The organism is Nocardia sp. NBC_00508, assembly GCF_036346875.1.
Taxonomy (GTDB): domain Bacteria; phylum Actinomycetota; class Actinomycetes; order Mycobacteriales; family Mycobacteriaceae; genus Nocardia.
The window spans coordinates 2,381,480-2,401,964 of record NZ_CP107852.1; the positions used below are offsets into that span (position 1 = coordinate 2,381,480).

The 20,485-nt window shown below is 67.0% G+C and carries 21 protein-coding genes, 1 pseudogene and 1 riboswitch; of the genes and pseudogenes, 9 read left to right on the forward strand and 13 right to left on the reverse strand.

Annotated elements, in window-relative coordinates:
• Positions 1-135 precede the first annotated feature (135 nt).
• The 5 genes from OHA40_RS10650 to OHA40_RS10670 all read right to left on the reverse strand — a co-directional run bounded on the left by OHA40_RS10650 (position 136) and on the right by OHA40_RS10670 (position 6,403).
• Complete coding sequence (locus tag OHA40_RS10650) at positions 136-1,569, reverse strand: alpha/beta hydrolase (protein WP_330232890.1); 1,434 nt, start codon at positions 1,567-1,569, stop codon at positions 136-138.
• Between the two features lie 314 nt (positions 1,570-1,883).
• Positions 1,884-3,014: an MFS transporter gene (locus tag OHA40_RS10655; protein WP_330234125.1), complete on the reverse strand. Its 1,131-nt coding sequence runs from the start codon at positions 3,012-3,014 to the stop codon at positions 1,884-1,886.
• A 221-nt stretch (positions 3,015-3,235) separates the two neighbouring features.
• Positions 3,236-3,574: a recombinase family protein gene (locus OHA40_RS10660; RefSeq protein WP_330232891.1), complete on the reverse strand. Its 339-nt coding sequence runs from the start codon at positions 3,572-3,574 to the stop codon at positions 3,236-3,238.
• 82 nt (positions 3,575-3,656) lie between these two features.
• Complete coding sequence (locus OHA40_RS10665) at positions 3,657-5,255, reverse strand: MFS transporter (RefSeq protein ID WP_330232892.1); 1,599 nt, start codon at positions 5,253-5,255, stop codon at positions 3,657-3,659.
• Between the two features lie 98 nt (positions 5,256-5,353).
• On the reverse strand, positions 5,354-6,403 hold the full coding sequence (locus OHA40_RS10670) for an NAD(P)/FAD-dependent oxidoreductase (RefSeq protein ID WP_442943979.1): 1,050 nt from the start codon (positions 6,401-6,403) through the stop codon (positions 5,354-5,356).
• A gap of 46 nt (positions 6,404-6,449) precedes the next feature.
• On the opposite strand from OHA40_RS10670, the gene OHA40_RS10675 reads away from it, so the two are divergent.
• A complete protein-coding gene (locus OHA40_RS10675; RefSeq protein ID WP_330232893.1) occupies positions 6,450-7,058 on the forward strand; it encodes an XRE family transcriptional regulator in 609 nt (202 codons plus the stop codon).
• A gap of 105 nt (positions 7,059-7,163) precedes the next feature.
• Entirely contained in the window at positions 7,164-8,027 is an 864-nt protein-coding gene (locus OHA40_RS10680) for a class I SAM-dependent methyltransferase (protein WP_330232894.1), read from the forward strand.
• Positions 8,028-8,140: 113 nt separating this feature from the next.
• Here the strand turns inward: OHA40_RS10680 and OHA40_RS34700 are convergent.
• The 4 genes and pseudogenes from OHA40_RS34700 to OHA40_RS10695 form a co-directional block, all read right to left on the reverse strand.
• Positions 8,141-8,388, reverse strand: a pseudogene (locus tag OHA40_RS34700) (Tn3 family transposase); the annotation flags it as partial.
• Positions 8,389-8,811: 423 nt separating this feature from the next.
• Positions 8,812-9,033, reverse strand: coding sequence for a hypothetical protein (locus OHA40_RS10685; RefSeq protein WP_330232895.1), 222 nt, complete (start codon positions 9,031-9,033; stop codon positions 8,812-8,814).
• Positions 9,030-9,302: a hypothetical protein gene (locus tag OHA40_RS10690; protein WP_330232896.1), complete on the reverse strand. Its 273-nt coding sequence runs from the start codon at positions 9,300-9,302 to the stop codon at positions 9,030-9,032. The genes OHA40_RS10685 and OHA40_RS10690 overlap by 4 nt, the downstream gene beginning before the upstream one ends.
• Positions 9,295-9,636: a DNA-directed RNA polymerase subunit beta gene (locus OHA40_RS10695; protein WP_330232897.1), complete on the reverse strand. Its 342-nt coding sequence runs from the start codon at positions 9,634-9,636 to the stop codon at positions 9,295-9,297. Before OHA40_RS10695 ends, OHA40_RS10690 begins: the two co-directional genes overlap by 8 nt.
• A 357-nt stretch (positions 9,637-9,993) precedes the next feature.
• Here OHA40_RS10695 and OHA40_RS10700 point away from each other — a divergent pair, with 357 nt between their 5' ends.
• From OHA40_RS10700 to OHA40_RS10710, 3 genes are all read left to right on the forward strand, one after another.
• On the forward strand, positions 9,994-10,875 hold the full coding sequence (locus OHA40_RS10700; RefSeq protein WP_330232898.1) for a helix-turn-helix domain-containing protein: 882 nt from the start codon (positions 9,994-9,996) through the stop codon (positions 10,873-10,875).
• Positions 10,872-11,078 (forward strand): DUF397 domain-containing protein, encoded by a 207-nt coding sequence (locus OHA40_RS10705; RefSeq protein ID WP_330232899.1) that lies wholly within the window; start codon positions 10,872-10,874, stop codon positions 11,076-11,078. The genes OHA40_RS10700 and OHA40_RS10705 overlap by 4 nt, the downstream gene beginning before the upstream one ends.
• Positions 11,079-11,555: 477 nt before the next feature.
• Positions 11,556-12,227, forward strand: a complete 672-nt coding sequence (locus OHA40_RS10710) for a DUF4352 domain-containing protein (protein ID WP_330232900.1) — start codon at positions 11,556-11,558, stop codon at positions 12,225-12,227.
• 69 nt (positions 12,228-12,296) lie between these two features.
• Here OHA40_RS10710 and OHA40_RS10715 read toward each other — a convergent pair whose 3' ends face one another.
• Entirely contained in the window at positions 12,297-13,316 is a 1,020-nt protein-coding gene (locus OHA40_RS10715) for a GlxA family transcriptional regulator (RefSeq protein WP_330232901.1), read from the reverse strand.
• Between the two features lie 125 nt (positions 13,317-13,441).
• Between OHA40_RS10715 and OHA40_RS10720 the strand changes: the two genes are divergently transcribed.
• Positions 13,442-14,335, forward strand: coding sequence for an imine reductase family protein (locus OHA40_RS10720; RefSeq protein ID WP_330232902.1), 894 nt, complete (start codon positions 13,442-13,444; stop codon positions 14,333-14,335).
• Positions 14,336-14,377: 42 nt separating this feature from the next.
• Here the strand turns inward: OHA40_RS10720 and OHA40_RS10725 are convergent, their stop codons facing one another.
• The 3 genes from OHA40_RS10725 to OHA40_RS10735 all read right to left on the reverse strand — a co-directional run bounded on the left by OHA40_RS10725 (position 14,378) and on the right by OHA40_RS10735 (position 17,890).
• The gene (locus OHA40_RS10725) at positions 14,378-14,581 is read right to left on the reverse strand and encodes a hypothetical protein (RefSeq protein WP_330232903.1); all 204 of its coding nucleotides are present in this window, start codon (positions 14,579-14,581) and stop codon (positions 14,378-14,380) included.
• A gap of 200 nt (positions 14,582-14,781) precedes the next feature.
• Positions 14,782-15,999 carry an NADP-dependent isocitrate dehydrogenase gene (locus OHA40_RS10730; RefSeq protein ID WP_330232904.1) on the reverse strand — a complete coding sequence of 406 codons (1,218 nt, stop codon included), beginning with the start codon at positions 15,997-15,999 and terminating at the stop codon, positions 14,782-14,784.
• A gap of 391 nt (positions 16,000-16,390) precedes the next feature.
• Complete coding sequence (locus OHA40_RS10735) at positions 16,391-17,890, reverse strand: MFS transporter (RefSeq protein ID WP_330232905.1); 1,500 nt, start codon at positions 17,888-17,890, stop codon at positions 16,391-16,393.
• 126 nt (positions 17,891-18,016) lie between these two features.
• Here OHA40_RS10735 and OHA40_RS10740 point away from each other — a divergent pair, with 126 nt between their 5' ends.
• From OHA40_RS10740 to metX, 3 genes are all read left to right on the forward strand, one after another.
• Positions 18,017-18,721 (forward strand): TetR/AcrR family transcriptional regulator, encoded by a 705-nt coding sequence (locus tag OHA40_RS10740; RefSeq protein WP_330232906.1) that lies wholly within the window; start codon positions 18,017-18,019, stop codon positions 18,719-18,721.
• A 52-nt stretch (positions 18,722-18,773) separates the two neighbouring features.
• Positions 18,774-18,884: riboswitch (SAM riboswitch) on the forward strand.
• Positions 18,885-18,962: 78 nt separating this feature from the next.
• On the forward strand, positions 18,963-19,259 hold the full coding sequence (locus OHA40_RS10745) for a hypothetical protein (RefSeq protein ID WP_330232907.1): 297 nt from the start codon (positions 18,963-18,965) through the stop codon (positions 19,257-19,259).
• On the forward strand, positions 19,256-20,413 hold the full coding sequence (gene metX, locus OHA40_RS10750) for a homoserine O-acetyltransferase MetX (protein ID WP_330232908.1): 1,158 nt from the start codon (positions 19,256-19,258) through the stop codon (positions 20,411-20,413). Before OHA40_RS10745 ends, metX begins: the two co-directional genes overlap by 4 nt.
• The last annotated feature ends 72 nt before the right edge of the window (positions 20,414-20,485 follow it).

Here is a 20,485-nt window from a genome sequence, read left to right on the forward strand (position 1 = left end):
ACGTCGACGGCCGATCCGAACCGCGGGTCGAGGTGCGTCCACCGCGCTCGATCGCTGACCTGATCCGCCACATTGCTGTCCTGGTCGGCACGCTGATTCACACACAACCCGGGCCTGAGCCCAGGCGGCGACTTGTCAGCGGGCCGGGCAGCCTGCCGGGGCCGGGGTCAGATCGACCAGGTAGTTGTCCGCGGCGGTCGTGGTGCAGGAATTTCGTTCGTAGACACCGTGGCCCCAGCCTTCGTAGGTCAGCAACGTCGCGCGGTCGGTGTTCGCTGCTACCGCGGCGGCCCACTCGTGCGGAGTTGCCGGATCGTGCCGGGAGTTCATGACCAGGATCGGTGGGCCGTCGATGACTTGTGGCCGATGTGGCGGATTCTGCGGTCCGGTCGGCCATCCGGAGCAAAGGGCGGCCACGCCCCAAGCGAAGTGAGCGCGCAGGGTCGGAGCGTTGTCGTTCTGCTCGCGCCATAGCCGCGCCCACTGATCCTGGTCGAGAATCCGGAATCGCCAGTCGGAGCAAACGAAGATCTCCGGCATCGGTGCGGCTTCGCCGAGCTGCTGGGGTGGTGCCGCCGGGGCGGGGCGGTCCGGCGGCTGATTCGTCAATGTCTGGAGATCGGTGGCCAATTCGGGCCAGTCAGGGTTGTATAGCCGCCGGGTGACCAGCCAGCTGAGTTCGAGGGGCCCGAACGGTTTGCCGGGCATTCTCGGGTTCTGCAGCTCGCCCCGTCCGGCCGCGGCGACGAGCCGGCCGTAGGCCCGGTCCAGGTCGGTACCGTGCAGGGCACAGAGTTCGTCTCGCGCACACCACGACGCGAATTCACCGAAAGAGTCCTGCGCGGCACGGGCTTCACCGGCGAGGAAATCCGGGCCGTCGAGCGCGTGATCGTCCACGCTGTCGAGGGCCATGGCGCGGAGACGCTGCGGGAACAGCTCGGCAAATGCCTGACCCGCCAGCGTCCCGTAGGAACGGCCGTAGATGCTGATGCGGTCGTCGCCGAGCGCGGCACGCACCGCATCGATGTCCCGCGCAACGCTCACCGCGTCGAGATGATCGATGAGCGGTCCGGTGTGCTGTCGGCAGCTCGCGGCAAGAGCTCGTGCGTAGGAGTGGATCTCATCGAGTCGACCACCCGAATCGGGCACCATGTTCGGACGATCGGCCAACCCGGCATCACAGCGCACCGGGTGGCTGCGTTTCACGCCGCGCGGATCGAGACTGACGATGTCGAATCGCGACCGCAACTCCGCGGAAAACCGCGAGCCACGCAGGATTTGGTCCACACCGGAGTCACCGGGTCCGCCGGGCAGCGAAATCAGCGTCCCGATGCTGCGCGCCGGGTCATCGGCCCGGTCCCGCACCACCGCGATATCGATCGTCGCCCCATCGCGTTGTGCCCAGTCGATAGGCACCGGCACGGCCGCGCAGTCGTACGCACCGTTCTCCGCACAGGGCTCCCAGCGGATACCGGCCGCGGGCGCCTCGGTGGACGTGCACGCCGCCAACGCGCCGGTGAGCATGGCGGTACTCAAGAACACGCGGAACGCGGTGCGACGCAAAGACATGACGAGCATCATCGATCCAAGGACCCGGCCGTCGCATCCCCCTGGAGAGCGATTCCATCCAGGCGGCATCCCCGACCAGAGGCTGGTTGACATCCCGAACGCCCCAATGTTCGCGCCGACCGCACGTAGCTGGAGTGGTCATGAAACCGACCATCCTGCCAATGATTTCCTGTGAGAACGAGTTGTCGTGCCGTGCGGTTTGTTTGCCGCGCGACCACGAAAAGCCTTGCGGGGAAGGATGAATGAATGCTCATGACCACGAGGCGTCTGGTGGGGTGATGGCGGCCGTCACGATCTCGTCCGCGCTCTGGCTGCTACCTGCGCGCGGCCCAGACCGTCCCAATGAACAACAAAACGCCGGTGGCGGCCAAAGCGGCGCCGACCAGGGCAGGTGCCGTATAGCCGAGGCCCGCGGCGATTACCAGGCCGCCGAGCCAGGCGCCTGCGGCGTTGGCGATGTTCAGGGCGGCGTGGTTGAGGGCGGCGGCGAGGGTTTGGGCGTCGGCGGCGACGTCCATCAGGCGAGTCTGCAGGGCGGGTGCCAGCGCGGCTCCCGAAGCGCCGACCAGGAGTCCGCCGAAGGCGGCGGTGTAGGGGTTGTGCGCGGCGAGGACGAAGCCGCCGAGGATGGCGGTCATGGCGATCATCGCCGCGAAGATCGCCCGGTCGACGCCGCGGTCGGCGAGGACGCCGCCGACGATGTTGCCGACCACCATGCCGACGCCGAACAGCATCAGCACCAGCGGCACCAGTCCGGCCCGCAGGCCCGCGACATCGATGAGCGTGGTGGCAATGTAGGTGTAGACGGCGAACATGCCGCCGAAGCCGATGGCCCCGACCAGCAGCGTCATTAGCACCTGCGGACGGCGTAGGGCGCCGAGTTCGGTCATCGGATTGGTCATCGTGATGCCGGTGAGTTCGGGGACGAAGCGCAGCAGGGCCGCGACCGTGGCCACGCCGATCACCGCCACCACCACGAACGCGTCGCGCCAGCCGAGATGCTGGCCGAGCCAGGTAGCTGCGGGAACGCCGACAACGTTGGCGGCGCTCAAGCCCAGCATAACCGCGGCAACCGCCTTGGCGCGCTGCCCTACCGGTGCGAGCGTGGCGGCCGCCAGCGAGGCGACACCGAAGTAGGCACCATGCGGCAACCCCGAGACGAACCGCGCCAGCACCAGCGTCTCGAACGATGGCGCCAGCACCGTGGCCACATTGCCCAGCGTGAACGCCACCATGAGCGCGACCAGCAATCGCTTGCGCCCCACCCGCGCGCACAGCGCCGCGATCAGCGGTGCACCGATCACCACACCGAGCGCGTAGGCCGACACCGCGTGCCCCGCGGTCGGCTCGGAGACATCCATGGCCGAGGCGATATCCGGCAGCAAACCCATGGTGACGAACTCGGTTGTCCCGATCCCGAATCCACCGAGCGCCAATGCCAACATGGCGGGCACGTGCCAATCGGTGCGCTCGGGACGCGCGCTGATACGGGTGGCGACAGGAGTGGTCACGTGTTCATGTAACCGTCTGCCAGCCGCACTCTCTTCCCGAGCAAGCGTGAGTTCGCACACCGTATCGGGGTTCCGGTAGTAATCGTGCGAAAACAACGACAGTGGCTTGACCAGCGGTGATGGCGAGTAGTTCGGGGGTGCCGGGTAAATGAGTGCTATGCCCGTGGCGCGGTGCCGCTGATGCGGTGGATGGTGGAGCGGCCGACGCTGTATTCCTCGGCGAGGTCGGCCAGGCTCGCGTCGTCGTCGGGGTCGTGGTAGCGGCGGTGGATCGTTTTCCGTGCGGCGAGAGGCAGTTTCGGCTGTTTGCCCTCGAGTCGGCCCTTCGCGCGGGCCTTGGCCATGCCCTCGCGGGTGCGCAGGTGGTTCAGATCGGCCTCGAACTCGGCGACCATGGCGAGGGTTTGAAGGAAGAGCTTGCCGAACGGGTCGTGCCAGTAGCAGATCGAGCTGCCGAGCCCGAACAGCACGTCGCGCTCACGCAGGCCGGTCACATGCGGGCACCGGGCTGGCGTTGCCCGGCGCCCGCACGCCAACCGAGGGAGGCATGAACGAGCCACTCCGGTTGTTGCGTGGTCAGCGCGATGCGATGGGCTCGGGCGCTTCGGCGTCCTGCGCTGGGTAGGCGACGGTGTTCTCCGGGCCGACGGCGGGGATGTAGAGGAACAGGGCACCCATCACGGCGACACCCACCCACATGGCTTGCTGCCAGCCATCGACGAAGGACTGCTGCGCAGCCTGGACCAGCTGTTGTGCGCGTGAGCCCGCGCCGCCGGCGGCCTCGACGGCGTTGGCGATGCCTGCGCGTGCGGTATCCGCGGTGTCCTGCGGGATGCCGTCGAGCTTGCCATCGATAGCGTTGCGGTAGCCGGTGGCCACGAGCGCGCCGAGCAGGGCGACACCGAGTGCGGTGCCGAACTCGCGGGTGACGTCGTTGAGAGCGGAGGCCACGCCCTGCTTCTCTCGCGGCAGGGAGCTGGTGATGGCCTGAGTGGAGGGAGTCATCGCCAGACCCATGCCGACGCCCATGGCGATGATGCCCGGCAGGATGGACAGGTAGCCGACGACGACGGAGGCGAACCCGGCCATCTGCGCCAGGCCGACGCCGCCCAATGCGATGCCGATCGCCATGGTCGAGCGGGAGCCGATGCGCTCGGCCAGTTTGGGGGCCAGACCGGAGGTCATCATCATCGCCACGGCCATGGGCATCTGCGCCAGCGTGGCCAGCAGACCCGACCAGCCGAGCACCGCCTGGAAGAACGGGAACAGCACCACGGCGATACCTGCTTGGACACCGAAGACCACCAGCAGCGTGATCGAGCCGCCAGCGAGACCACGCGCACCGAAGAGGCGGACATCCAGTAGTGCGGCGTCGCGGCGGCGCAGCTCCCATGCCACGAATCCGACGGTGGCGATGAGGCCCACGGCGAGGCTGATCAGTGTCGCGGGTGCGGTCCAGCCGCGTTCGGGGCCTTCTTGCAGCACGAAGATGAGACCGACCACGGCGATAACGGAAATCAGCGCCCCGACGGTATCGAATGCGTGGGCGGAATGCTCGCGGGAGTTGGGCACCGCTTTGAGCGCCGTCGCCAGGGCTGCGATGACCAGCGCCACGGGAAGGACGAACAGCCAGCGCCAGTCGGCGACGTCGACGAGCAGCGCGGACAGGAACATGCCGAGGATGCCGCCGCCGCCGGCGACTCCGGTCCACACGCCGATCGCTTTCCCGCGCTGTTCCTCGGGGAAGGTGGAGGTGATCACGGCAAGGGTGATGGGCATGATCATGGCCGCGCCGATACCACCGACGACACGCGCGCCGAGCATGACCTCGGCGTTGGGAGCCAGCCCCGCGACGACGTTGGCGATGCCGAAAACGGCCAGGCCGGCGATCAGCATGGGTTTGCGGCCCAGCCGGTCGCCGATGGCGCCGAGCGGCAGCAGCAGCGCGGCCAGGGTGAGGGTGTAGATGTTGATGATCCACAGAATGGTGTTCTGCGAGGCGCCGAACTCGACAGCCATCTGGGTCTGGGCGACATTGAGCCCGGACACCGAGGCGATGACAGCCATCAGCGCGATCGAGACCGCGATCAGAATGGTGCGCAGCTCACCTGCATCCGGTGTGCCCCCGCCACTACCTGTGGTGGGGACCGCCTGTGCGGGTTGGTTCGTACTCATGGATTCCTCTCGAAAAGGGCACGCCGAAGTCAGCGCCGAAGCAGAGCCGGTCGCCGGGGATTGAGGGTGGACCGAGGTGGGCCCGCGGTGGCCACCCGTCAGGTGCTGGTGGCCTGTGTTGCGGCCAGGGCCGCGTCGGTGTCTGCGGTGGCCAGCACGGCGTTGATGTGGGCGCCGGCCAGCGCGCCGGCTGCGGCGGATGCACCGACCTGGGCAGTCAGGTCGGTGGCGTTGCCGACCACCCACACGCCGGGCACGTCGGTGGTTCCGGCCATACCGGAGGAGAAGCGGCGGCCCATGTTGTCGGGCAGGTCCTCCATCGGCAGTTCGAGTCCTTCCACGCCTGCGGTGCGGGCCCGCATGTGGGTGGCGACCGCAAGAACGCGGCGGGCTATGACTCGGCCGTCGGTCAGACGCACACCCGTGAGCGTGCCGTTGTCGGAAGTGAGGGCCTCGGTCACCGGTGTGCCGACGATGCGGATGTTTCGGGCGGCGAAGCGCGCGCGGGTGTCGTCGTCCATTTCGGTGTCGCCGGTGAAATAGATCAGGTCGTCGGTCAACTGACGGAAGAGCAGCGCGTGATGGATCGAGGCGGGACCGGTGGCGATGATGCCGATGGGCTCGTCGCGTACCTCCCAGCCGTGGCAGTAGGGGCAGTGCACCACGCTGTGGCCCCAATGCTGCGCCAAGCCGGGTACGTCGGGCAGCACATCGCGCAGTCCGGTGGCCACCAGCACACGGCGGGCGGTCAGGGTTCGGCCGTCGGCCAGGGCGACGGTGAACCGCAGGTCACCGTCGGCGGACCGGTCGGCCGGCTCGGCGGAAGCCACGGTCGCGTACACGACCCGGCCGGAGTAGTGGCGCACCTGCTGCCGACCTCGCTCGAGCAGTTGCGCGGGCGGGGTGCCGTCGAGCGCGATGAAGCCGTGCATGGCCTCGGCGGGTGCGTTGCGGGGGCTCGCGCTGTCGATCACGACGACCGAGCGGCGGGAGCGGGCCAGCATCAGTGCGCCGTTGAGGCCCGCGGCGCCCCCGCCGATCACCACGACGTCGACGGTCTCATCGGGCAGTGTGTCAGACGCGTAGGTGAAAGCGGTCTCCGCCATTTCCTTACCCTTCTGCCTGGTCCAGCTGTTGTGGACATCCATGGGCGACCATAACCGCGGCTTGCATCAAAGGCATACAATCTTGCCTATGCCGCAAGAAGATAGTGAGCTGGACAGCCTTGTACGCAAGCGCATCCGCGCCTTACGCGTGGCGCAGGGTTGGTCTCTGGAGGAACTGGCCACCCGCGCCAACTTCAGCCAGGCCACGCTCTCGCGCATCGAGAACGGTCAGCGCCGACTCGCGCTGGATCAGTTGGTCACCCTCGCTCGCGCCCTGGACACGACGCTGGATCAGCTGGTGGAGACCGCCGCCGACGATGTCGTCATCAGCCCGATGATCGATGCGGCGCACGGGTTGATGCGCTGGTCGATCAAGGGCGAGCCGGGCATGAGCGTCGTGCGCCAGCGCATGACCGAACCGCCGCCGGACAATCCCGCACGCATGCGCGCGCACCCTGGCCGGGAGTGGCTCGTCGTACTGTCCGGAACCGCGGTCCTCATGCTGGGCCACCGGCGCTTCCGCGTCGAGACCAACCAGGCTGCCGAGTTCCCCACCATGCTGCCGCACGCCATCGGCGCCGACGGCGGTCCGTGCGAAATCCTGGGCATCTTCGACCGCGACGCCCGCCGAGGCCACCAGCGCGACGCTGCCACCGAGCGAAGCGATGACTGTGCAGCGGACGGCTCCTGCACGTGATCGCCGCTGCCGCACGTTTGCGCGTGCGGCACTCTGGGGAACACTCTTCTTGCGCATATGGGAAGATTATTTGCCGTTTACGCATGACGGCTTAGCGTGGTGTACATGGCCCACACGCACTCGAACAGCATCCATCACGCGACCCCCGATGTCGCGGCGTCCGCTGGCCAAGCCGAAATTCTCGACCTGGATGCGGAAGTCCTCGCCGAGTACACCACCGCCATTGCCGCATGGCTGCCCGTCCAGGCAGCGCCACGCTCGATCGTGGACTTGGGCAGCGGCACGGGCGCCGGCACCTTCACACTGCTCGCACACTTCCCTGACGCGCATGTCACCGCAGTCGACTCCTCCGTCGAACACCTTCGCCGGCTGCGAGACAAGGCCTGCGCCACCGGAATGCTCGAGCGCGTGGACACCGTTGCGGCCGACCTCGACGCCGCCGAGTGGCCCGACCTCGGCGCGCCCGACCTGGTCTGGGCCTCGGCCGCGATGCACCACATAGCCGATCCCGTCCAAGCGTTGGGCAAGGTCCACGACGCACTCGAGCCCGGCGGCCTGTTCGCCGTCGTCGAGCTTGCAGGACTACCACGGTTCCTGCCGGTGACCGCCCCAGCCGACCGGCCTGGCCTCGAAGAGCGGTGCCACGCCACGACCGCCCACTTCGACGCCGAGCACGTGCCCCACCGTGGCGCCGACTGGGGTCCGATGCTGACCTCTGCCGGGTTCACCGTTGACGGCGTGCGCACCTTCACCGTCAATATCGCGGGCTCGCGGACTTCGGCCGTCGGCCGCTACGCGCTCGCCGCCCTGCAGCGCTTGCGCCACAGCGTTGCCGGCGCGGTCGCGACCGAGGACCTCGCCGCACTCGATCGGCTGCTCGATATTGATAGCCCGCACAACATCCTGCGCCGTGACGACCTCGCCCTGCGCACCGAACGCACCGTCTGGGTCGCCCGCCGCGCCAGCTGACCCGCCGAGTCGGCAACCCGATGGTCCAGCCGACTACCGCATATATGCGCCACGAGCGGTGGGTCTACCCCCCACCCGCCCCATCGGATACTGGTCGCTGCGATCGCTGACGATCAGAAGAGGTTGTCGCGAACCCGCAGCGGTCGATAGCCAATGGGTCCGAGTTGGGCGAGTTCGGCGTCGATGTCGGCCTCGATCGCACCGAAGAAGTTGATGTTCTCGCTGTGGGCGGGTGAGATGTGGGCCGAGCCTCGTCGTCCACTCTCCGACCGGCCCGGCGCATCTGCTCGATTGCGAGCCCGTAATACTCGGTGGTCCAGGCGACTACCGCATTGGTGGCCAGGGTGAGACACCAGGCTTGTCGCACGATTACTACCGGAACCCCGTATCGGCGCGAGCACGGGTCGAGCAACCGAAGCCGCGCAAAGCGGCCGTACTCCAGTACTCCGATGGGAGCCAGCGCTCCGCGAGGATGGCTCGCCCACGGTTGGTCAAACCGATGCCACGCACCGAGCGGACGAAACGGCAAACACCACCCAAGTCCCGGAGCCGATGCTTCTTTGGTCTCGATGGTCTCCGTGCCAGCGAGCCAGCTCGAAATCGCTTCCGGCATCAGATCCCGGCCAGAAACACCGACGGGCCACTAAAGCGCCCAGTCGCAACCGGCTACGCACGGTGCGGGATACCGACATGCCGACTGGTTCGGCGAACGTAGTGATATGGCGGCGATACGGTAGCGCTCCGCCACCATTCGACTAACGTCGGCGACCCACGCAGGTCCGGTTCATGGTCCGAGGAACAAGCGCTCGCACGGTAGCCGCGGTAGGCCGGTCGCATCGCCAGGGATTACGTATACGGCGTCGGCGTGGTGTCGTGCCTGATGGTCTTCGATGAAGCGTAGGGCGGCGGTCCGGCAGGCGGCGAAGTCGAAGCGTGCGCCGTGCAGAAAGACGCTGAGATGCACATCCGGTTCGCTGGGGAGCGGTGACAGGTCGGTGTTCATCACTGTTCGCCGCTCCATCGCGCCGCTTCGGGGTCGATGACCGGCATGCCATGGAAGGCGGCGCGGTCGTCGTCGACGCGGACTCCGGTCCAGGGGCGGCGTCCGCCCTCGGTGCGTTCATGTTCAATGAGTTTGCTGTCGGCGAGCCGGACCCACGTCGCGCAGTGGCGGGACGGGCAGGCAACCTCGACCAGCACCTCGGTGTTCGGGTCGAGCGCGACGAATCCGCAGTGCGACCACAGAGTCCATGGGCCGCAATCGTTTTCACACATGCGTTGCCGCCCGGCGCCTGCCCGGTCCGGAACAGGCGCGGATCGCGTCGAGCACGGCGCGGCCCGAAGGGCGGTACATGGAGCGCGGCGGCTCCACCCAGTGCCGGAACCCCGGACACTCGCCGGTGGGTGAGGGCAAGGCGATGGTGCCGCCGTCGCGGACCACCGAGACGTTCAAGCGGAACAGCTCGGCGAACAAGCTGACCTCGTCCGGCAGATCCGGCCGGATCAGATAGGTCCATCTGCGCGACCGGGGGTGCGACAGAATCGGACCGAGATCGGTCCCCCAGCACTGCATTTCGGTCTTCACGGCCTGCCCCAGAGATCCGGGCATGATCAGGGCCCCGACGTGTGTCGCGGGCATAATAATGCGACCCAGGTGCGGCGGATCAATTACGGCGGGTAAGTCGCACACGCGCCGGTAATAGTGGCACCGCGTCAATGGCGTATCACCAAAAGGTATGTGGTCCATCCGGTTCGTCCTCTTATATGTCGACATGCCTGACATAACGCCCGATGCGGTGACCGTTCCGCATTCCGATACGGAACTCAGGACACCACCGGCAACCTTGCGGCACAATCTCTTTCATGAATCTTCTGACGAACTACGTAGTTCATGCAGAGGCACAATCTCTCGGGGGACTTGGGTCATTCTGCGTGAAGGACTGCATCATTCATGGTGAGGGAACCCATGTCTGAGACAGGGTCGACGCTGCCTCGCCGACAGCTCGGCCGGTACATGCGGGAATGGCGGCAACGCAGCAACCTGACCATCGTGCGGGCGGCCGAGCTGATGGAGTGGAGCGAGTCGACACTCCAACGAATCGAGACCGGCAACGCCGAGAAAGTCCGGTGGCGCGATGTCAAAGAGCTGTGCGACATCTACGGCATGGACGGCGAACTGACCGCCGCGCTAATCGGCCTCGCGAAGCAGGCGAATGTAAAGTCGTGGTACCACGAGTATGGCGATCTCATCCCGGAAAATTTCAATCTATATGTCGGGTTGGAATCTTCCGCCAAGGAACTGACGGTGTATCAGCCCGATCTCGTACCCGGGCTGCTCCAGACCCCGGAGTACGCGCACGTTCTCGCTCGTGGTGCGTATCCAAATGACACTCCAGAGCAGCTGGCAGGGCGAGTCCAGATCAAGATGCATCGACAGTCCTTGATCACGCGAAGTCGCCAACCGGTAATTCTGCACGTCGTTATCCACGAGGCGGTGCTGCGGCGGATCGTGGGCGGGCCACAAGTGATGGGAGCGCAGTGCCGTCATTTGGCGGACCGCAGCACTTTGCCTAACATCAGCATCCGGCTGCTGCCGTTCTCGGCTGGCGCTCCGTTGGGCGCTCAGCTCGGACCGTACGTCATCCTCGTGTTCGGGATAGATGCGAAGGGCAAGCCAGTAGAGCCAACGGTGGTGTACCAGGAGAACTACCTGGGAGACCTCTACATGGAAAGACCAATCGCGGTCGAACGCTACCATCAGGCGCATGCAGCGCTTCAGGACTTGGCGCTGAGCGAGGTAGAGAGCCGGGATCGGTTCCGGCAGATGGCAAGGGAGTATGCACTGTGAGTATCGACTTGTCCGGAGCAGACTGGTTCAAGAGCAGCCGATCCTCGGGCGGCAAGGAATGCGTCGAAGTCGCGTTCCTCGGGCGCGGTCATGTCGGTGTCCGTGACTCCAAGAACCCGACCGGCCCGGCGCTGGTCTTCACCCCGGGCGAGTGGGACGCCTTCACCACATGCGTCATCGACGGCAAGCTCAACCGCAACTGACCAAAGGCCGGAAGGCCCTGCCCTCGTTCAGATTTCGAGGCGCAGGGCCTTCAGCGTATCTTCTGGGTTTGCGTATCGATCCAGGTGCCGACAGCCGTATCCGAACTCACCGGGGGATTCACGGCGGTGCGCATGGCTCTCCTGGCGTCGGCGTCGGGTTCCCCGTCGCAGCAGTCTTTTCTCAGTTCCAACTGTCGGCCGACGCCACAGGAAGAGCCAGGTGTAAACGATTTTCGTTGCAAAGCAACAGAATCCACCAATAGGCCAGTGATCTACACCCGAGCCCGAGTGAACGAGCAGATCTGGACCCGTACCACGCCATTCGATGATCGTCACGGCGTGTCCCGCCAGACACGCTGTGACCCGTAACACGGCAAGGCTGAGCCGGGATTCCCCCGCCGTCAGGCTCCGCCGGAGCTGGGCCAGCAATAGCGGGGGAAGGCCCACCCACGCATCTACACAGGGGAATCACCATCCATGACCACTCCGCAGTACCCTCAGCAACCATATGGCTCGCAGCCCTATGGCCAGCCGCCGTACGGGCAGCCATACCCGCCGCCGCAGCCTCCACGCAAGAAGGTGGTGTGGCCGTGGCTGCTGCTCGCAGGGCTGTTCGTTCTCTGCGGCTTCGGCGGATGCGTCGCCGCCATCTCCGACACGAGCACCACCGCGACATCCAGTACCGCTGTGGCGCAACAGTCCGCCGCGGCAGGCGCACCAGCGCCTGCCGCCCCGAAAGCTCCCCCGAAGTCCAATATCGCACCCGTGGGGTCGGCGGTCCGGGACGGCAAGTTCGAGTTCGTTGTCACCGCCGTCGACCCGCCCGTGAGGACGGTCGGCGACAACCAGTTCCTCAGCACCACAGCCCAAGGCGAATACCTTCTGATCCATGTCGATGTCAGCAACATCGGCAATGAAGCGCGTGGCTACTTCGGCAGCAATCAAACCCTGATCGACGACCAGGGCCGCAAGTTCACCAACGACACCCGCGCTGAGATCAATGTCAACGAACGCCTCTCGGCGGACATCAACCCCGGCAACAAGATCTCGGTGACGATCGTGTTCGACGTGCCGCCGGGCACTGTCCCTGCCGCCCTGGAGTTGCACGACTCCATGTTCTCGGGTGGCGTCAAGGTGGCACTCAGATGAAACTGCCGTCGCGGCGGCCCTGACCGCCATCGCGACGGCACGTCGCGTGAACCGGCGCGGTGGCCAGGGTTACGCGGGCTCCCCGCCCGCACCGGCACCCGCCGGTTCGCGCTGTTGGAAGGTGCGGCGGTATTCCGCTGGAGTAACACCGATTACGTCGGCGAAATGGCGGCGTAGGTTGGTGGCGGTGCCGAGGCCGGACATTCGGCTGATTCGCTCTATGCCGTAATCGGTGGATTCCAACAGGGATTGGGCGTGGGCGAGGCGTTGGCCGAGGAGCCACTGCATCGGGGTCGCGCCGGTGGAGCGTTGCAGGCGGCGGTGGAAGGTGCGCTGGCTCATGTTCGCCTTGGCGGCAAGGGTTTCGACGGTGAGAGGTTCGTCGAGGTGGGCGATGGCCCATTGCAGTACGGGGCCGAGGTCGTCTTCGGCGCGCGCGGGCACTGTCAGGTCGACGAATTGCGCTTGCCCGCCGGAGCGGTGCGGCGGGATCACCATGCGGCGAGCCAACCGGTTGGCGACGGCGGCGCCGAGGTCGCGGCGGACCAGGTGCAGGCAGAGGTCGAGCGCGGCGGTCATGCCCGCGCTGGTGAGGACGTCCTCGTCGTCGACGTACAGCACCGAGTCGTCCACTTCGATGCTCGGATAGCGCTCGGCCAGCAGCGGCGCGTGCTCCCAGTGCGCGGTGACCCGGCGTCCATCCAGGAGTCCGGCGGCGGCCAGCGCGAAGGTCCCGTCGCACAGGGCGACCATGCGGGCGCCGCGCCGATGGGCTTCGACCAGCGCGTCGAGCAGCTCTCCCGGCAGTTCGCGTTCGGCGGTGACGCAATCCTGCGCGACGGACGGAACGATCACGGTGTCTGCCTCCAGCAATTCCGCCGGCCCGTATTCCGGGCGCAGGAACGCTCCGAAGCCCATCGGTTGCGTCTCCGGTTCCGAGGTCACCGAGCAAATCCGCAGGTCGTACCAGGGGTCGGCCAGATCGGGCTGCGGCGTGCCGAAGATCGAGACCACCACGCCGAGTTCGTAGAGATCCCAGGGATGCAGGGTTCCAGGGGCGATCGCCATCGCAACAGTTCGACCGGACATGCCCCGAGTATGGCAGGAATAGTTCGGTGATGGGCAGTCCTGCCACTCACGATCGGCGGGCTCGAGCGCCGAGACTGGTCTGCGGGCGCCCCACACCCGAACTTCACGCATCGACGGAGGAATCCATGAATGACAACCGGACACCGGTGACCGTGCTCGGCTTGGGGCGCATCGGCGCGGCTATCGCCGAGATCTTCCTGCGCAACGGCCACCCGACCACCGTGTGGAACCGGTCCGCGGACAAGGGAATCGGGCTCGAAGAGCTCGGCGCGACGCGTGCGGCATCCGCAGCCGAGGCGATCGCGGCAGGGCGGCTCGTCATGGTGGCATCGGCCGACACCGAAGCGGCGGCGACCCTGCTCGGTTCGGTGTCCGGCGGGCTGGATGGGCGCACCGTCTTCAATGTCGCGACCGGTCGCCCGGACGAGGCCCGCGACCTGGTCACCGCGATCGACGCCCGCAACGGCCATTTTCTGGACGGCGCCATCCTGGGCGTCCCACAGACTCTCGGCACACCCGACACGCTGTTGATGTACAGCGGCTCCCCCGCCGCACAGGCCGAGCACGCCGCCACCATCGCCGAACTCGGGAACGCGCAATTCCTCGGCGCGGACGCGGGCCTGGCCGGATTGCACGATATGGCGGTACTCGCGGGTATGTATGGCATGTTCGCCGGGTTCTTCCAGGCAGTCGCGATGGTCGGCAGTGAGGATTTCACCGCTGGCGAGTTCACCGACGGCTTCCTGGTCCCATGGTTGCGCGCGCTGCTGGACATGCTGCCGGTGCTCGCCGCTGAGATCGACTCGCGCCAATTCCCGGTCAACTTCTCCGACCTCGCGGTCAATCGGGCGGGCCTGGCCAACATCCTGACCGCCAGCCGCAAGCAGGGCGTGGCGACCGATCTGCTCGATCCCCTGCTGCGGCTGTTCGAGGCGGAGGTCGAACGTGGCAACGGAACAGCCAGCTTCACCCGAGCTGTCGCGAGCCTGGTCGACCAGGCGGCAGTCGCCGCGAGCTGAGCGGCGAACGCAGGTAGCCACCTTCACCTGCGGCGCCATGGGCTACGCCGAAGCCGCCGTGAACTGATCGCCGAAGAGAAGCGGCAGCTCCACCCGGGCTGTCGCGAGCCTGCTGGACCGCACCGAAGTCAGCGGCGCGAACAGAGCCACCTGCGCGCTCAGCGCGCCGAAGCCGGTGCGAACTGATCGCCGAAACAGTCCGGGCACCCGTTCCACCAGTGTGACTGCGGGTGCCCGGATCAGCACCGATGCTCCGCATCAACACGGAACTCGGCGTTCACATCAGCCTGCGCAAGCGACAGCTGATTTCGCTCGAACATGGGTAACTCGTCGGGCACGCCCAGACCTTGCCCAGGCACCCGGCGCAGGCCCTGAACGCAGCTCTTGCGCCACCCGACTTGTACGGCCTGAAGACCCGGAGAGGCGGGCGAGCGAGGCGGGGGAGTTCAGCGCAGCGCGCGAGCCAGGTTGGCGTCCAGCGCGCCGAGGAATTCCTCGGTGCTCAGGTAGCCCTGGTCCCCGCCGACGAGCAGCGCGAGGTCCTTGGTCATCTGGCCGCCCTCGACGGTCTTGATGACCACGTCCTCCAGGGTCTGCGCGAAGCCGATGACCTCGGGGGTGTTGTCCAGCTTGCCGCGGTGTTCGAGGCCGCGGGTCCAGGCGAAGATCGACGCGATCGGGTTCGTCGAGGTCGGCTTGCCCTGCTGGTGCTGGCGGTAGTGCCGGGTGACGGTGCCGTGCGCGGCCTCGGCCTCACAGGTCTGGCCGTCCGGGGTGAGCAGCACCGAGGTCATCAGGCCGAGCGAGCCGAAGCCCTGGGCCACGGTGTCGGACTGCACGTCGCCGTCGTAGTTCTTGCAGGCCCAGACGTAGCCGCCCTCCCACTTCATGGAGGAGGCGACCATGTCGTCGATGAGGCGGTGCTCGTAGGTCAGGCCTGCCGCGTCGAACTGGCTCTTGAACTCGGCATCGAAGATGTCCTGGAAGGTGTCCTTGAACATGCCGTCGTAGGCCTTCAGGATGGTGTTCTTGGTCGACATGTACACCGGGTAGTTCTGCTGCAGGCCGTAGTTGAACGACGCCCGCGCGAAGTCCTCGATGGACTTGCGGAAGTTGTACATGCCCATGACCACGCCGCCGTCCTCGGGCATCTTCACGACCTCGTGCACGATCGGCTCGCTGCCGTCGTCCGGGGTGAAGGTGAGGGTGACGGTGCCGCCCTGGAACACCTTGAAGTCGGTGGCGCGGTACTGGTCGCCGAAGGCGTGACGGCCGATGATGATCGGCTTGGTCCAACCGGGCACCAGCCGCGGGACGTTCGAGATGATGATCGGGGCACGGAAGATGGTGCCACCCAAGATGTTACGGATGGTGCCGTTGGGCGAGCGCCACATCTTCTTCAGGCCGAATTCCTTGACCCGCGCCTCGTCCGGCGTGATGGTGGCGCATTTCACGCCGACGCCGTGCTGCTTGATGGCGTTCGCGGCGTCGATGGTGACCTGGTCGTCTGTCTTGTCCCGGTACTCGATGCCGAGGTCGTAGTACTCCAGGTTCACATCGAGATAGGGATGGATCAGCTTGTCCTTGATGAACTGCCAGATGATCCGGGTCATCTCGTCGCCGTCGAGTTCTACGACGGTGCCTTCAACCTTGATCTTGGACATGGATCTTCGTGTCCTCCTAGGATGGTGCCCTCATTGCACGGCCAGGCGAACACGCTTGTGAGCGGACCCCAGCTGTTCCAACAGACAACGTATACGGTCCCGCGTTGTCCGCGAGACTTGTGGTGCAAACAAGACAAGCGTACTGCTGCCGAAGTCCTCACCGCACCGGCAGCCCCCGGTGTGAGACGCACCACGTCAGTTACCGATCGATAGATCGGTAGCGCTTCCGCGGGGCACGGGCACCCGCGAACCGCCGCCGTAATGATCCGCCTTCCGTTTCGGTGCGGCAACCGTCGATCCCGATCCGCCCGGAAGTCGCGAGGTACGCACCCCCGACAAACAGCGAGGTCCGCGCACCGCGAGGCGATGCGCGGACCTCACCTGCGGAGGGTCAGACCGCGACCGGAATCCGGGCCCCGTCCTCGGAGCCTTCGATCAGGTTCTCCGGCCGGTCCCGGATCATCAGCGCGATGATCGGAACCGCCGCGAGGAAGAACCCGGCGCCCACATAGAAGGCCACGTCGTAGCTGTGGATCGCGGCGCGAGCGGCGAGATTGTCGATGGTGGGGTTCTCCTGCGCGAAGGTCTTGGCGACCTGCACCGAGATGGTGGTCAGCAGCGCCGTGCCGACCGCGCCGCCGACCTGCTGAGCGGCGTTCAGCAGCGCGGAGGCCACGCCCGAGTCCTCTTCCTCCACCTGGTGCAGCGCGACGGTCTGCATGCCGACGAACAGCGGGCCCATACCGAGCGCGATGAGCACCTGGGCGGGCAGCACCCCGGCGACGAAGCTGTCGCCCAAGTTCAACTGCGCCAGCAGCAGCAAGCCGATGACGCCGAGCACGGCGCCGGCCACCATCAACGGCCGCGGGCCGAGCTTCGGCAGCAGGGCGCTGGTGACGGCCGCGGAGATCGCGATGCCCGCCGGGAAAGGCAGGAACGCGAAACCCGCCTTCAGCGCGGAGTAACCGAGCGTGATCTGGAAGTAGTAGCTCAGGAACAGGAACATCGCGAACATGGCGATCGGGATGAGCAGCGCGGCCAGGAACGCGCCACCCCGGTTGATCTCGCCCGGAATGTGCAGCGGCAGCAGCGGGTTCGACGAGCGCCGTTCGATCGCGACGAAGGCGACGAGCAGGACCAGTCCCGCGATCAGCAGCGCCAGGGTGCTGCCGGCCAGCCAGCCGTCCTCGGCGGCGCGGCTGAATCCGTACACGATGGCGATCAGACCGAGCGTCACCGTGACGGCACCGGGCACGTCATAACCTCCGGTGCGCGGCGCAGGCGCGTCCTTCACCACCCAGGCCAGCGCGCCGAGCAGCGCGACCAGCGCGATGGGCGTGTTGACCAGCAGGCACCAGCGCCACGACGCGTACTCGGTGAGCGCGCCACCCGCGATCAACCCCAGCGCAGCACCGCCGGCGGAAATGCCCGCGAAGACGCCGAACGCGGTGGCTCGCTCGCCAGGTTCGGTGAAGGTCACCGACAGCAGCGAGAGCGCGGCGGGTGCGAGCAGCGCGGCGAACGCGCCCTGCAACGCGCGCCCGGCGAACAGTTCCGCGCCGTTCTGGGCGAGCCCGGCGAGGGCCGACGCGCCCGCGAAGCCGATCAGGCCGATGATGAAGATCCGGCGTCGCCCGAGGTAGTCGGCGAGTCGGCCGCCCAGCAGCAGGAGGCCGCCGAAGATCAGCGTGTAGGCGGTGAGCATCCATTGCCGGTTGCCATCGCTGATGTCGAGATCACGCTGCGCGAACGGCAGCGAAATGGTCACGATGGTGGCGTCCAGTACCACCATGAGCTGGGCCGACGCGATTACCGCCAGCGCGAGCCAGCGCGCCGAGCGGCCCTGTCTTGCGGGCGCGTCCACCGCCTTCGCAGTTTCCGTCACTGTCATCTCCTCGTCCTCGATGTGCCGGATCATCCTGTCATCGAGCGACATTTGTCGTCAAGAGAAAAATGTCGTACTACGACATCTGGCGGTTTACGACAAGAAAACGGAGGGTTGCGTTAGCATGAGGAAATGCTCGAGTCATCGGCGCCGATGGGCGCGAGCGCAGCGGCGGACAACGCCCCAGCGACCCCGGGACTGCGCGAACGTAAGAAGCAGCAGACCAGGTTGCGCATCATCGAGGCCGGGCTCGATCTGTGCGACACGCAGGGCTTCGACGCGACCACGATCGAGCAGATCGCCAATTGCGCGGACGTCTCGCCGCGCACCATCAACCGCTATTTCGACAGCAAAGAGGCCATCATCCTGGGCCCCGTGCAGGACTTCGGGATCGCCGTCGCCGAGACGCTGCGCGGGCTCCCCCGCGCCGGCAACGAACTGGAGGCGCTGCGCGAGGCCTTCCTGCACGTGGTCGACCAGGCCGCCGGAGCGGGCAACACCAGCCCGATCTCGTTCCGGCGATACCAGCAGATGCGGCGAATCCTGCGCAGCAGCCCCTCGGTCAGCGCACGCAGTCTCGAGCACGCCGACTCCAAGAACACCGCGATCGCGGCCGTGCTCGCCGAGCGCCTCGGCACCGAGCCGGACGCGCGCGCCGTGCGGCTCATCGTCGGAGCCTGGCAGCTGATCGGCACCGTCGGCATGGAGTGCACCGGCGGATCGTTCGATCATGAGGACGTGGCGACCGCGTCCCGGGCCGGGCGCACCGCGTTCATCGAGACCTTCGACGAGTTCGTACGCATCTGCTGCGTCCCGCCGAACGACGCCGGCCAGTGAGTTCGCCGAAGGATTTCGGACGCTGACCGCCCGCCGGTTATGATGCCGGGCAGGTCATGAGTGCCAGCGCCAAGCCCCGGCTCGCTGGTCGGCAACCCTCCAGCAGCGGTGGGGTGCTCCGGGTGATGACCTGGCTCCCGAGAGTCGGGAGCAAGCGCGCATCAGGAGGTCGCCGGTATGTGTTGTTCGGCACACCGTTAGCCCCTGCTGTACCGGCGAACACCTTCATTTGGAGCAAACCATGAGTGAATCGACCGCGTCCGCGGCCGGGAACGAACCGGCGCAGTGGTCCTTCGAGACCCTGCGGGTCCATGTGAACGCGAGCAGGACGTTCGCAGGCGGATCGGGCCGGTACGGCCGCATGGCTACCATCGGCGATGTGCGTTCTCTCGTGATTCCCTCCGCGTCGATGACGCATCCCCAGTTCATGCCGGAGGAGCCGACCTCAGGAATCGGTCCAGGAGCCATCCGCCTCGCGGTGGGCATCGAGGACATTCGCGCCGATCGGTGCGCCGGTTTCACGGCGGCGGCGACATGACCGTGAGTACCGAATCGAGCCTCCGCGCGTCCGACGTCACCCTGCCGCCTCCGGACGGCGAGCTCTGCTTCATCCCCATCGGGGACGTGCGGCTGGAGAACGGCGCGGTCGTTCCGGACGTGCGCCTCGCGGTGCAGCGCTGGGGTGAACTCTCCCCGGAGCTGGACAATGTCGTGCTGGTCGAACACGCCCTCACCGGCGACTCGCACGTCGTCGGCAAGCCCGACGACATGCACCCACTGCCCGGCTGGTGGGACGGCATGGTCGGACCGGGCGCGCCGCTGGACACCGACGAATGGTGCGTGATCGCCACGAACGTGCTCGGCGGCTGTAAGGGCAGCACCGGGCCGTCCAGTTCGGCTCCGGACGGAAAGCCTTGGGGCACACGGTTTCCGGAGATCTCGATCCGCGATCAGGTGACCGCGGAAGCGATCCTGATGGACCTGCTCGGCGTCGACCGGCTCGCCGCCGTGGTCGGCGGGTCGATGGGTGGCATGCGGGTGCTGGAGTGGATGGTCGGCGCGCCCGAGCGAGTCGCCGCCGCGCTGGTGCTCGCGGTCGGCGCGCGCGCCACCGCCGACCAGATCGGCACCCAGATCACGCAGATCGCGGCGATCAAGGCCGACCCGGACTGGCAGGGGGGCGACTACCACGCCACCGGCCGCGCCCCGCTGGCGGGCATGGCCATCGCCCGGCGGATCGCACACCTGACCTACCGCACCGAGTTCGAGCTCGACCATCGGTTCGAGAACAAGCCGCAGGGCGACGAGGACCCGTGGAACGGCGGCCGCTACGCGGTGCAGAGCTACCTGGACCACCAAGCCGACAAGCTGTGCAAACGCTTCGATCCGGCGACCTACGTGCTGCTGACCGAGGCGATGAACCGCCATGACGTCGGCCGCGGCCGCGGTGGCGTCGAAGCGGCGCTCGCGGCGACGCCGGTGCCGTGCGTCGTCGGCGGCGTCGACTCCGACCGCCTGTACCCGCTGCGGACCCAGCAGGAGCTCGCCGATCTGCTGCCCGGCTGCGACGGGCTCGAGGTCGTGCATTCCCGCGACGGGCACGACGGGTTCCTCACCGAGGCGGCGGCAGTGTCGAAACTGCTGACCGAGACCATGCGGCTGGCGCGGGACGGCGTGCGGCCCGAACGCTGAAAAGACCGCCGCCCCAGGGTGTTTCGCCCCGTACCATGCCGTAGTCGCCTGCGTGAATTGCCCGCCGGAGCG